This window comes from Methylobacterium nodulans ORS 2060, from assembly GCF_000022085.1.
In the GTDB taxonomy this organism is placed as follows: Bacteria; Pseudomonadota; Alphaproteobacteria; order Rhizobiales; family Beijerinckiaceae; genus Methylobacterium; species Methylobacterium nodulans.
Genome location: NC_011894.1, coordinates 2,276,276 through 2,288,792, shown reverse-complemented (window position 1 = coordinate 2,288,792; position 12,517 = coordinate 2,276,276). Strand labels below are relative to the sequence as shown.

The following is a 12,517-nucleotide window of genomic DNA, read 5'->3' as shown; positions in this document are numbered from 1 at the left end:
GGCCCCTCCCCGCAAGCGTGAGGGGACGAGGCATTTTCGTGACCTCAGCTCTCCCGGTGCATCTCGCGCAGGTACCGGATGATGCCCGAGAAGTCGGTGCCGCCCTGGCCCGCCGCCTCGAAGGCCGCATAGAGCGCCTCCGCATGCGCCCCGAGCGGCGTCGCGGCCCCGGCCGCCTGTGCGGCCTCCTGCGACAGGCGCAGATCCTTCAGCATCAGCGCGGCGGCGAAACCCGGCCGGTAGTCGTTGTTGGCGGGCGAGGCCGGGACCGGCCCCGGAACCGGGCAGTAGCTAGTCAGCGACCAGCACTGGCCCGAGGAGGTGGAGGCAACGTCGAACAGGGCCTGATGCGAGAGGCCGAGCTTCTCCGCGAGCACGAAGGCCTCGGCGACGCCGATCATCGAGATGCCGAGGATCATGTTGTTGCAGATCTTGGCCGCCTGCCCGGCCCCGGCCTCGCCGCAATGCACGACCTTGCGGCCCATCCGGGCGAGGAGCGGCTCGGCGCGGGCGAAGGCCTCCGGGCTGCCGCCGGCCATGAAGGTGAGCGTCCCGGCCCTTGCGCCGCCGACCCCGCCCGAGACCGGGGCATCGAGGCTCGCCAGGCCCCGCTCCGCCGCCTTCGCATGCGCCGCGCGGGCGCTCGCGACATCGATCGTCGAGCAGTCGATGACGAGGGCTCCCGCCGGCACCTGCGGCAGGATCTCGTCGAGCAGGCCGAGCACGTGCCGGCCGGCCGGCAGCATGGTGATCACCGCCTCGGCCCCGGCCAGAGCCGCGACGGCGGATTCCGCGATGCGCACCCCCTCCCCCTGCGCGGCCTCGCGGGCCGCCGGAACGAGGTCGTAGCCGGCAACCGTGTGCCCGGCCTTCACGAGATTGGCCGCCATCGGCCCGCCCATGTTGCCGAGGCCCAGGAAGGCGATCTGTGTCACGTCCGCTGCTCCCTCGATCGATTGGAATGGTGATGCGGCCTGCTTTGAGGCCGCGGTCACGGCTGCACCAGCCCCCGCGCCACGATGAGGCGCATGATCTCGTTCGTCCCCTCCAGGATCTGGTGAACGCGCAGATCCCGGACGATCTTCTCGACGCCGTATTCCGACAGGTAGCCGTAGCCGCCATGGAGCTGGAGCGCCTCGTTGGCGACCTTGAAGCCGACATCCGTGGCGAAGCGCTTGGCCATCGCGGCGCGCTGCGTCGCATCCGCGTCGCCGCGGTCGAGGCTGGACGCGGCCGCGTAGATCATCAGGCGGGCCGCCTCCAGCTCCGTTGCCATGTCGGCGAGGCGGAACTGCAGGGCCTGGAATTCGTCGAGGCGTTTCCCGAAGGCGCGGCGCTCGCGCGTATAGGCGAGAGCCTTGTCGAGGGCGCTCTGCGCACCACCGAGCGAGCAGGCGCCGATGTTGAGCCGCCCCCCGTCGAGGCCCGCCATGGCGATCCTGAAGCCGGTTCCCTCCTCGCCGAGGCGGTTGGCCACCGGCACCCGGCACTCCCCGAAGATCACCTGCCGGGTCGGCTGGGCGTTCCAGCCCATCTTGCGCTCGTTCGGGCCGAAGGAGAGGCCGGGCGTGGTCGCCGGCACCACGAGCGTCGAGATGCCCCGCGGGCCCGCCTCGCCGGTGCGCGCCATCACCACGTAGAGGTCGACGGCGCCGGCCCCCGAGATGAACTGCTTGGTGCCGTTGAGGACGTAGTCGTCGCCCTCGCGCCGGGCGGTGGTGCGCAGAGCCGCCGCATCGGAGCCCGATCCCGGCTCGGTGAGGCAGTAGGCGGCCAGCGTCTCGGCCCGGCAGAGTTCCGGCAGCCAGCGCTCCCGCTGCTGGCCGGAGCCGTAGCGGTCGATCATCCAGCTCGCCATGTTGTGGATCGACAGGAAGGCCGAAACCGTGGGGCATCCCGTCGCCAGCGCCTCGAAGATCAGGGCCGCGTCGAGCCGCGTGAGCCCCGAGCCGCCGTGCTCCTCGCGGATGTAGATGCCGCCCATGCCGAGCGCCCCGGCCTCGCGGAGGACGTCCACGGGAAAGTGCTTGTCGGCGTCCCAGTCGAGGGCGCGGGGGGCGATGCGCTCCGCCGCGAAGTCCCGCGCCATGTCGCGGATGGCGATCTGGTCCTCGGGCAGCGTGAACAGGCTCACGGCGGCCTCCCCTCGTCCGGCGGTTTTTCGTCCCGGCTGTCGTGGTGTGGCGCCATCCCGCACGGGGCGCGGGGATCCCCTCTCCCGCACGGGAGAGGGGTTTTCCGCGCTTCGGCGTGCGGCGCCGGCGGCCTCAGTGCATGATCGGCATCGAGAACTGCGCGCCTTCCTTGACACCCGAGGGCCAGCGCGCCGTGACGGTCTTGGTCTTGGTGTAGAATCGGACCGAATCCGGGCCGTGCTGGTTCAGGTCGCCGAAACCAGAGCGCTTCCAGCCGCCGAAGGTGTAGTAGGCGAGCGGAACCGGGATCGGCACGTTGATGCCGACCATCCCGACATTGACCTTCGCGGCGAAGTCGCGGGCGGCGTCGCCGTCGCGCGTGAAGATCGCGACGCCATTGCCGTATTCGTGCGCGGAGGGGAGCCGCAGCGCCTCCGCGTAGTCCTTCGCGCGCACCACGGACAGGACCGGCCCGAAGATCTCCTCCTTGTAGATGCGCATCTCGGGCGCGACGTGATCGAACAGGCAGCCGCCGAGATAAAACCCGTTCTCGTAGCCCTGCATCTTGAAGCCGCGCCCGTCCACGACGAGCTTGGCGCCTTCGCGCACGCCGATATCGACGTAGTTGCGCACCCGCTCCAGCGCCGCCCTGGTGACGAGCGGGCCGTAATCGGCGCTCGGATCCGTCGAGGGGCCGATCTTGAGGGATTCGACCCGCGGCACGAGCTTGCTCATCAGCGCATCGGCGGTGTTCTCGCCGACCGGCACCGCCACCGAGACGGCCATGCAGCGCTCGCCGGCCGAACCGTAGCCCGCGCCCATGAGCGCGTCGACCGCCTGGTCCATGTCGGCATCCGGCATGATGATCATGTGGTTCTTGGCGCCGCCGAAGCACTGGGCGCGCTTGCCGCTCGCCGTCGCGCGGGCATAGACGTACTGGGCGATGTCGGAGGAGCCGACGAAGCCCACCGCCTGGATCAGGTCGTCGTCGAGGAGCGCGTCCACCGCCTCCTTGTCGCCGTTGACGACGTTGAGGATGCCGGCCGGCAGCCCCGCCTCGATCATCAGCTCGGCGAGCCGCATCGGCACGCCCGGGTCGCGCTCGGACGGCTTCAGGATGAAGGCGTTCCCGCAGGCGATGGCGGGCGCGAATTTCCACATCGGGATCATGGCGGGGAAGTTGAACGGCGTGATGCCGGCCACGACGCCGAGGGGCTGGCGCATCGAGTAGATGTCGATGCCCGGCCCCGCCCCCTCGGTGAACTCGCCCTTGAGGAGGTGCGGGATGCCGCAGGCGAACTCCACCACCTCGACGCCGCGCTGGATGTCGCCCTTCGCGTCGGGAATGGTCTTGCCGTGCTCGCGCGCGAGCAGGTCGGCGAGGCTGTCGATCTCCCGGGCGACGAGGTCGAGGAAGCGCATCATCACCCGGGCGCGGCGCTGCGGATTCGTGGCGGCCCAGGCGGGCTGCGCCCGGGCGGCGTTCTCGATCGCCCCCCGCACCTCCGCGGTGCTCGCCAGCGCGAGGCGCCCCACCACCTCGCCGGTCATCGGCTGGAAGATGTCCGAATGACGGCCCGAGCGGCCCGCGACCTGCTCGCCCCCGATGAAATGCCCGACCTCGCGCAGCACCATGGCGCTCTCTCCCTGGACAGTGGTTTACAGGCAGCTTGCCCTGCTTTTATGCGGGGAGGAATGGGTGTGAACGCGGAACGGATGCGCGCGGATGCGGGAGCCTGGCGGCAGCCGCCGGGACGATGACCGCTTCTCCCTTGCCGAGTTGCAGATGGAGATGCTCTTCGGCGGGCGCCGGTAGGACCGCCCGCGCCATCGGCGTCAGTCGGGGTCCCGGTCCGGTTCTCGCCGCTCCCGGCCCGCCGCCCTCATCGCGAGGGTTGCGCCTCCTGGGCCGGCGGTGCAGGAAATCTCAAGGCCGGTCCGGGCTCCGGCCGGCGTGGTCTCGCCGCCGCGGCTCGGCCCAGGCGCGCGATGCGAGGGGAGAACGCGGTGAGCGAGACGATTTCTGACGACCTCAAGAGCGGCGCGCTGTTCTATCACCGCAATCCGCGCCCCGGTAAGCTGGAGATCCAGCCGACGAAGCCGCTCGGCAACCAGCGCGACCTCGCGCTGGCCTATTCCCCGGGCGTTGCCGCCGCCTGCGAGGCGATCGCCGCCGACCCCGAGGAGGCCGCGACCCTCACCTCCCGCCAGAACCTCGTCGCCGTGGTCTCGAACGGCACGGCGGTGCTCGGCCTCGGCGCCATCGGCCCGCTCGCCTCCAAGCCGGTGATGGAGGGCAAGGCGGTCCTGTTCAAGAAGTTCGCCGGCATCGACGTCTTCGACATCGAGGTGGCGGAGAAGGAGGTTTCGCGGCTCGTCGACGTCGTGGCGGCGCTGGAGCCCACCTTCGGGGGCATCAACCTGGAGGACATCAAGGCGCCGGAATGCTTCGAGGTCGAGGAGCAGTGCCGGGCGCGGATGAACATCCCGGTCTTCCACGACGACCAGCACGGCACCGCGATCATCGTGGCGGCGGCGGTGCTCAACGCCCTCGAACTCGCCGGCAAGCAGCTCTCCGACGTCCGAATCGTCACTTCGGGCGCGGGCGCGGCGGCGCTCGCCTGCCTCAACCTGCTCGTGTCGCTGGGCGCGCGGCGCCAGAATATCACCGTCACCGACATCGAGGGTGTGGTCTACGAGGGGCGCGAGGCGCTGATGGATCGCTGGAAGGCGGTCTACGCGCAGAAGACCGACGCCCGTACGCTCGCCGAGGTCATCCCGGGCGCGGACATCTTCCTCGGCCTCTCGGCGGGCGGCGTGCTCAAGCCCGAATACCTCGACAGGATGGCGGAAAAACCCCTGATCCTGGCGCTCGCCAATCCGTATCCGGAGATCATGCCGAATCTCGCGGAGGAACGGCGCCCGGACGCCATGATCTGCACGGGCCGGTCGGACTTCCCGAATCAGGTCAACAACGTCCTGTGCTTCCCCTACATCTTCCGCGGCGCGCTCGACGTCGGCGCGACGACGATCAACGAGGAGATGAAGGCGGCGGCCGTGAAGGCGATCGCGGGGCTTGCCCGCGAGACCCCCTCGGACGTGGTGGCGCGCGCCTATGGCGGCGAGGCGCGGCCCTTCGGCCCCCACTCCCTCATCCCGAGCCCCTTCGATCCGCGGCTGATCCTGCGCATCGCGCCCGCAGTCGCCAAGGCGGCGATGGAGACCGGCGTCGCCAAGCGGCCCCTGCCGGACATCCAGGCCTACGCCGAATCCCTCGACCGCTTCGTCCATCGCTCCGGCTTCATCATGAAGCCGGTCTTCACCCAGGCGAAGCAGGATCCCCGCCGCGTCGTCTACGCGGAGGGCGAGGACGAGCGGGTGCTGCGCGCCGTGCAGGCCATCGTCGAGGAGGGGCTGGCCAAGCCCATCCTGGTCGGGCGCCCGAACGTGGTCGAGACGCGCCTCAAGCGCTTCGGCCTCTCGATCCGCCGCGGGGAGGATTTCGAGCTCATCAATCCCGAGGACGATCCGCGCTACCGCCACTATGTCCAGACCTACATGGATCTCGCGGGCCGGCGCGGCATCACGCCGGACGCCGCGCGCACGCTGGTGCGCACCAACACCACGGTGATCGGCGCCCTGATGGTGCAGCGGGGCGAGGCGGACGCGCTGATCTGCGGGCTGGAGGGCCGGTTCGAGAGCAAGCTGCGCACGATCCACGACATCATCGGCCTCGCGCCGGGCTCCAAGGACTTCGCGGCGCTGAGCCTGATCGTGACCGCCCAGGGGGCCTATTTCCTCGCCGACACCCATGTGCGGCCGGACCCGAGCGTCGAGGAAATCGCGGACGTCGCCATCGCCTGCGGCGACACGGTGCGGCGCTTCGGCCTCACCCCGAAGATCGCCCTCGTCAGCCACGCCGATTTCGGCTCCTTCGACACGCCCTCGGCCCGCAAGATGCGCAACGCCCTCACGCTCATCCGCGAGCGGGCGCCGGACCTCGAGATCGACGGCGAGATGGGCGCCGATACCGCCCTCTCCCAGGTGGTCCGCGACAGGGTGCTGCCGAACTCGCGCCTCAAGGGCGAGGCGAACGTCCTGATCATGCCGAACCTGGACGCGGCCAACATCGCCTTCCAGATGGCCAAGATGCTGGCGAATGCGCTGCCGGTGGGCCCGCTGCTGATCGGCCCGGCCAAGCCCGCCCACATTCTCACCCCGTCGGTGACGGCCCGCGGCATCGTCAACATCACGGCGGCGGCGGTGGTGGAGGCGCAGGCGAGTTCGGGCACCGCCCCCCCTGTGCCGGAGACGAGCGCGGAGACCGGTACGCCGCTGATCTCGGGCTGAGCGGAGCCGTTCGCCCTCCGTCCCCGCCGCCGTCGAGGCGGCGGGAGACGAGGCGCATGGGCCTGGGCGACGAACCCAATCGCCGGCCGATCTCGCCATGCGGCGACGCCTTCCGCAAGAAGCGCCGCTTCCGGGAGCCTGTCGGGCGCCCGATCGACCTCGACAGGCCCTGAGCCCGGCTCCTACTCCGCCGTCGCCGTCACGTTGAGCCGGTCGAACAGCTTGCCGGGGCTCGCGGCCGTGCTCAGGTCGAGGAAGCCGAGGCCGGCCGGATCCTTGGCAGCCGCCGTGATGGTGAGGCGGCCGGGCTTCGTCACGAAGCGGGCCACGGCCTGACCCAGCGCCTTGGCGCCCGCGGAATTTCCGAGCACCGCCGGGATGCCGAGCATGGCCGCGGTGCTGTATTCCCGCTGCAGCTCGGCCGGCTTGAGGCTCTGGGCCTTGGCCTGATCGGCCACGAAGCGGTCGAACAGCCCGGTATTCTCGACCGTTAGCGCCAGCGCCTTGGCGGTCGCTCCGAGGAGGGCGAGGGACGAGACCGCCACGTCCGGGCTGAACACCTCGCGGCCGATCCCGCCGAGCGTCGCGGTCAGCCGGGCGCGGCCCATGTCCTTGCCGGTGAGCGAGAATTCGCGCACCGAGACCTCGCGCGCCTCCTCGTTCCAGCTCGAATCGAGCACGCCCGAGACGTCCACATTCCTGTAGCCGAGGGAGGCGAGGGCGGCGAGTGCCGGAGCATCGACCGGCACCGGGAAGGCAAGGCCGTCGAGGTTGAGGCGGGCCGCGGTCGGGATGCCGTCGCGCGGTGCGCTCATCTCGAGGGAGGCGGCGCGCAGGGCCACGCGCAGCGGCGCCTCGGGCTTCGCCGGATCCTTGGCGGGATCCTTGGCAGGGCCGCGCTCCGGGCCCGGCGGGATATCCACCTCCAGGCCGTCCACCGCGACTCGCCCGATCAGCGGCGCGTAGCGGCGCAGTTCGGCTGGGTCGAGGCTGCCGGCCGCATTGCGGCGCAGGCCGTCAAGCGTCGGCTTCAGAGACAGGCCCGAGAGCGTGAGCGCCTTGAGCCCGAGGCGCAGGGCCGGCCCGTCGAGGGCCAGCGCCTCCGTGCGGACCGTGCCCGTGCCGGCCTCGCTGCCGTAGGAGAGGCGCGCCAGCGTGAAGCGGGTCGGCGTGCCCTCCCCCGGATCCGTCACGGAGAGATCGCGCATCTCGACGGGGCCGATCGCGACCGCGTCGAGAAGGTCGGCGGCAAGCGCCGTCCCCCGGTCCCGGTCGGCCGGGGCCGCCTTCGCCGGATCGCCCGCCGTGAGCGCGCTTAACGCCTCGCCCCAGGGAGTCGCGGTCGGGCGTCCGCCGAAATCCCGCCCCTCCACATGGCCGATGCGGAAGGCTTCGCCCTTCGGGCCGCTGAGCGCGATGTCGTCGACGGCGACGGATCCGTAGACCCGGATGCTCGGCGCGTCCGGTCCCCCCGCCTCGGTCAGAAGCCGGGCGAGGCCGGTCAGGTCGAGGTCGCTCGCGGCCATGTGGCCGTAGGCGCCCGCGCCGGAATCCGGCCCGCTTCCCTCGACGGTCAGCACGGCGCCGGCCGCCTCCAGGCTGCCGATCCGGCCTTCCGTCAGGCTGCGGGCGACCAGGTCGCGATAGACCACCACCTGCACCTTGTCGCCCACCGCCTGCTCGACCCGCAGCAGCGGAATCGCGAGGCTGCCGCCCGAGAGCCGCTTGAGCCGCGCGGGCCAGGGCTCGGTGCTGGCGGGATCGAGGATCGCCTGCAGGTCGGCGCGCGACAGCGCGGTGTCGCGCAGTTCGAGGCGCGGCACCTTCACCAGGGTGGTGCCGAACCGGAACGAGACGTCGTCGAGGGCGACGGTCCCGGCCTGCTGCGCCAGCGCCGGTCCGATGAAGCCGAGGGATCCTGCGGCGGGCAGCCCGCCGAGCAGCGCCGCGCAGGCAGCGGTGCGGAGCAGGGCTCGGGCCATGCCCGTTCGAGTCCAGCGGGTCATGGCGTCGGGTTCCTGCACGAAACGATGGGATCAGAGCGAGAAGGAGGTGCCGCAGCCGCAGGATGCGGTCGCCTGCGGGTTCTCGATCTTGAAGGATTGGCCGATCAGGTCGTTGACGAAGTCGATGGTCGAGCCGCGCATGTATTCCAGCGACAGGGGATCGACCAGCACGGTCGCCCCGTCCCGCTCCACGGCGATGTCGTCGCCGGCGCGGTCGCGCGCGATGTCGAAGGCGTACTGGAATCCGGAGCAGCCGCCGCCGTTCACGCTGATGCGCAGCATGGAGCCGGGCGGCTCGGCGCCCATGATCTCGTTGATGCGGCGTGCGGCGCGCGGCGTAAGGGTGATCTCGGTCATCGACAGCCCTAGCTAAAAGGCCGGTTTGGTGCTTCGCAAGATAGGAACCGACGGCCCCGACCGCAACCGGAACGGCGCGGGGCATCGGGGGAGGGATTGGTCGTGCGGGGACGGAACGGGGAGCGCTGGCGGGCGCCCTATGCCAGCGATCCGGCGGCGTCGCGAGGGCGCCTCATCGGCGAGCCGCCCTCGCCGACCCGGTCGGATTTCCAGCGCGACCGCGACCGCGTGGTGCATTCGGCGGCGTTCCGGCGCCTCAAGCACAAGACCCAGGTCTTCGTCCATCACGAGGGCGATCACTACCGCACCCGCCTCACCCATACGCTCGAGGTGAGTCAGATTGCCCGCGCGCTGGCGCGGGCGCTCGGCCTCGACGAGGATCTGGCGGAAGCCCTCGCCCTCGCCCACGATCTCGGCCACACGCCCTTCGGCCATACGGGCGAGGACGCCCTGCATGCCTGCATGGCGGCCCATGGCGGCTTCGACCACAACGCGCAGGCGCTGCGCCTCGTCACCCGGCTGGAGCGGCGCTACGCCGCCTTCGACGGCCTCAATCTCACCTGGGAGACGCTCGAAGGCCTCGTCAAGCACAACGGCCCGCTCCTCAGGGCCGACGGCACGCCGATGCCCCGCTTCGCCGAGAGCGGCGTCCCGGCGGCGATCCTCGAATACAACGCCCTGCAGGATCTCGCCCTCGACACCCATCCGGGCCTCGAAGCCCAGGTCGCGTCGCTCGCCGACGACATCGCCTACGACGCCCACGACCTCGACGACGGCCTGCGCGCCAGCCTGTTCGACCTCGGCGACCTGCGCGAGGTGCCCTTCCTGGCGGGGCTCCTCGACGAGATCGCGGCGCTCCATCCGGGCCTCGACCGCTCGCGCGTGGTGCACGAGCTCACCCGCCGGGTCATCACCCGTTTCGTCGAGGACGTGATCGCCGAGACCGGGCGGCGGCTCGAGGTGCTTCGGCCCGGCGATGTCGCGGCGATCCGCGGGGCCGGCACGGCCGTGGCGGCCTTCTCGGAGCCGATCGCGGCGGCCGACCGGGCGATCAAGACCTTCCTGTTCGCCCGCATGTACCGGCATCCGGGGGTCATGGCGGTGCGGGACCGGGCCGCCCGGATCCTGTGCGACCTCTTCGATGCCTTCATGGCCGATCCGGCGCGGATGCCGGAGGAGTGGCAGGCGGGCCTGCGCGGCCCGGACGATCCCCGCACCCCTCGGCGCGTCGCCGACTTCATCGCCGGAATGACGGACAACTATGCGGTGAGCCAGCACCGCCGCATGTTCCCTGTGACGCCGGACCTGCACTGGGTGATGTGGCCGGACGGGCGGGTGTGAGAGCCGGTCTTAGGCCGCGGGCTCGATCACTTTCTGGAGACAGACGGTGCGCGTGTCGTGGTAGCCGAGGCGTTCGTAGAAGCCGACCGCCCCGGCATTGTCCGCCCGCACGAGGAGTTGCAGCTTCCAGATGCCGCGGCGGAGGAGCCAGATCTCGGCCGCCTGCATGATCGCCCGGCCGAGCCCGGTCTTCTGCCGCTCGGGCGCCACGGCCACGTAATAGGCCCAGCCCCGGTGCCCGTCCTCGCCCACCATCGCGGAGGCCACGAGGACATCGCCGGCCTGCGCCACCAGGATCGTCGCGTGCGGCGAGCCGCGCGCGAAGGCGATGTCCCGCTGCGGGTCGTTCCAGGGGCGCGAGACGCCGGCGGCATGCCAGAGGGCGATCAGCGCCGCCTCGTCGCCGTCGCGGATCTCGCGGATGACGCCCGGGTCGCTCACGCGTGCGACGAGGCTCGGCACGGGTCGGAGGTCAGGCCGACTTCTCGGGCAGGTTGAGCCGGATGTGCAGCTCGCGCAGCTGCTTGGCCGTCACCTCGGAGGGGGCGCCCATCATCAGGTCCTCGGCCCGCTGGTTCATGGGGAAGAGCACCACCTCGCGGATGTTCGGCTCGTGGCAGAGCAGCATCACGATGCGATCGACCCCCGGCGCGATGCCGCCGTGGGGCGGCGCGCCCATGCGCAGCGCGTTCAGCATGCCGCCGAACTTCTGCTCCAGCACGTCCCGGCCGTAGCCGGCGATGGCGAAGGCCTTCTCCATCACGTCCGGGCGATGGTTTCGGATCGCGCCCGAGGACAATTCGATGCCGTTGCACACGATGTCGTACTGGAACGCCTTGATCCCCAGGATCGTGTCCGCATCCGCCGGGTCGAGGGCCAGGAACGCCTTGTGGTCGTAGTTCGGCATCGAGAACGGGTTGTGCGAGAAGTCGATCCGCTTCTCGTCCTCGTTCCACTCGTACATCGGGAAGTCGGTGATCCAGCAGAAGGCGAACTGGTCCTTGTCGGACAGGCCGAGGTCGTCGCCGATGCGGATGCGCGCCTTGCCGGCGAGGCCCGCCGCCTTCGCCTCGGTGCCGGCCGAGAAGAACACCGCGTCGCCCGCCTTGAGGCCGGCCTTGCCCGCGATCGCCGCCTGGACCTCGGCGGGCACGAACTTGGCGATCGGCCCGCGGCCGATGAGCTGCCCGCCCTCCTCCTCGAACACGATGTAGCCGAGGCCCGGCGCGCCCTCGCTGCGCGCCCAGTCGTTGAGCTTGTCGAAGAAGGAGCGCGGCTGCGAGGCGGCGCCGGGGGCGGGGATCGCCCGCACCACGCCGCCCGCCCTGATCAAGTTCTTGAAGGCGTTGAAGGTCACGGCCTCGGCCGAGAATTCCTCCGTCACGTCGACGATGAGGAGCGGGTTGCGCAGGTCCGGCTTGTCGACGCCGTATTTCAGCATCGCCTCGGCGTAGGGGATGCGCGGGAAGCTCTGCGTGACGCGCCAGCCGTCCGCGAATTCCTCGAACACGCCGCGCAGCACCGGCTCCACCGCCTGGAACACGTCCTCCTGCGTGACGAAGCTCATCTCGATGTCGAGCTGATAGAACTCGCCCGGCGAGCGGTCGGCGCGGGCATCCTCGTCGCGGAAGCAGGGCGCGATCTGGAAGTAGCGGTCGAAGCCCGCGATCATCGTGAGCTGCTTGAACTGCTGAGGCGCCTGCGGCAGGGCGTAGAACTTGCCCGGATGCAGCCGCGAGGGCACCAGGAAGTCGCGCGCGCCCTCCGGCGAGGAGGCGGTGAGGATCGGCGTCTGGAACTCGAAGAACCCGCCCTCGCGCATGCGGCGGCGCAGGGAATCGATGATCGCCCCGCGCTTCATGATGTTGGCGTGCAGCTTCTCCCGGCGCAGGTCGAGGAAACGGTAGCGCAGCCGCGTCTCCTCCGGGTAGTCGAGGTCGCCGAAGACCGGCATCGGCAGCTCGACCGCATGGCCCAGCACCTCGAGATCGGCGATGTAGACCTCGACGGCGCCGGTCGGCAGGTCCGGGTTCTCGGTGCCGGCGGGCCGCTGGCGCACGCGGCCATCGATGCGGATCACCCATTCCGAGCGCACGGCCTCGGCGGCCCGGAAGGCCGGGGAATCGGCGTCGACCACGCATTGCGTGAGCCCGTAATGGTCGCGCAGGTCGATGAACAGCACGCCGCCATGATCGCGGACGCGGTGGCACCAGCCGGAGAGCCGGACCGTCGAGCCGACGTCGGACGGGCGGAGCGCGCCGCAGGTATGGGAACGATAGCGATGCATGGTTGGCTTCTTCGGGCGGCTTCTTGGTCGAGTGCCGCGGG

General features: G+C 70.8%; 9 protein-coding genes. 2 read left to right on the top strand and 7 right to left on the bottom strand.

Translation table 11 applies throughout. The features are described 5' to 3' along the window. Positions 1-44 precede the first annotated feature (44 nt). The 3 genes from mmsB to MNOD_RS10495 form a co-directional block, all read right to left on the bottom strand. Positions 45-935 carry a 3-hydroxyisobutyrate dehydrogenase gene (mmsB, locus tag MNOD_RS10505; RefSeq protein ID WP_015928845.1) on the bottom strand — a complete coding sequence of 297 codons (891 nt, stop codon included), beginning with the start codon at positions 933-935 and terminating at the stop codon, positions 45-47. A 56-nt stretch (positions 936-991) separates the two neighbouring features. Beyond that, positions 992-2,089, bottom strand: a complete 1,098-nt coding sequence (locus tag MNOD_RS10500; protein WP_050783502.1) for an acyl-CoA dehydrogenase family protein — start codon at positions 2,087-2,089, stop codon at positions 992-994. A gap of 178 nt (positions 2,090-2,267) precedes the next feature. Then, complete coding sequence (locus MNOD_RS10495; RefSeq protein WP_043750830.1) at positions 2,268-3,764, bottom strand: CoA-acylating methylmalonate-semialdehyde dehydrogenase; 1,497 nt, start codon at positions 3,762-3,764, stop codon at positions 2,268-2,270. Positions 3,765-4,142: 378 nt separating this feature from the next. On the opposite strand from MNOD_RS10495, the gene MNOD_RS10490 reads away from it, so the two are divergent. After that, positions 4,143-6,485: an NADP-dependent malic enzyme gene (locus MNOD_RS10490; RefSeq protein ID WP_043748481.1), complete on the top strand. Its 2,343-nt coding sequence runs from the start codon at positions 4,143-4,145 to the stop codon at positions 6,483-6,485. Between the two features lie 182 nt (positions 6,486-6,667). Here the strand turns inward: MNOD_RS10490 and MNOD_RS10485 are convergent, their stop codons facing one another. Together MNOD_RS10485 and MNOD_RS10480 are read right to left on the bottom strand one after the other, a co-directional pair. After that, positions 6,668-8,491 (bottom strand): hypothetical protein, encoded by a 1,824-nt coding sequence (locus MNOD_RS10485; RefSeq protein WP_015928840.1) that lies wholly within the window; start codon positions 8,489-8,491, stop codon positions 6,668-6,670. Between the two features lie 30 nt (positions 8,492-8,521). Continuing rightward, positions 8,522-8,848, bottom strand: a complete 327-nt coding sequence (locus MNOD_RS10480; RefSeq protein ID WP_015928839.1) for a HesB/IscA family protein — start codon at positions 8,846-8,848, stop codon at positions 8,522-8,524. 102 nt (positions 8,849-8,950) lie between these two features. Here MNOD_RS10480 and MNOD_RS10475 point away from each other — a divergent pair, with 102 nt between their 5' ends. Next, complete coding sequence (locus tag MNOD_RS10475; RefSeq protein WP_015928838.1) at positions 8,951-10,189, top strand: deoxyguanosinetriphosphate triphosphohydrolase; 1,239 nt, start codon at positions 8,951-8,953, stop codon at positions 10,187-10,189. Between the two features lie 9 nt (positions 10,190-10,198). On the opposite strand, the gene MNOD_RS10470 is transcribed toward MNOD_RS10475, so the two are convergent. Together MNOD_RS10470 and aspS are read right to left on the bottom strand one after the other, a co-directional pair. After that, entirely contained in the window at positions 10,199-10,651 is a 453-nt protein-coding gene (locus MNOD_RS10470; RefSeq protein WP_015928837.1) for a GNAT family acetyltransferase, read from the bottom strand. A gap of 10 nt (positions 10,652-10,661) precedes the next feature. After that, positions 10,662-12,476 (bottom strand): aspartate--tRNA ligase, encoded by a 1,815-nt coding sequence (aspS, locus tag MNOD_RS10465; RefSeq protein WP_015928836.1) that lies wholly within the window; start codon positions 12,474-12,476, stop codon positions 10,662-10,664. Positions 12,477-12,517: the final 41 nt, after the last annotated feature.

Excerpts from the sequence above, each read along its gene's own strand:
- MNOD_RS10500 (WP_050783502.1), bottom strand. The coding sequence starts at position 2,089 with ATGGCGCGGGACTTCGCGGCGGAGCGCATCGCCCCCCGCGCCCTCGAC.
- MNOD_RS10485 (WP_015928840.1), bottom strand. The coding sequence starts at position 8,491 with ATGACCCGCTGGACTCGAACGGGCATGGCCCGAGCCCTGCTCCGCACC.
- MNOD_RS10480 (WP_015928839.1), bottom strand. The coding sequence starts at position 8,848 with ATGACCGAGATCACCCTTACGCCGCGCGCCGCACGCCGCATCAACGAG.
- aspS (WP_015928836.1), bottom strand. The coding sequence starts at position 12,476 with ATGCATCGCTATCGTTCCCATACCTGCGGCGCGCTCCGCCCGTCCGAC.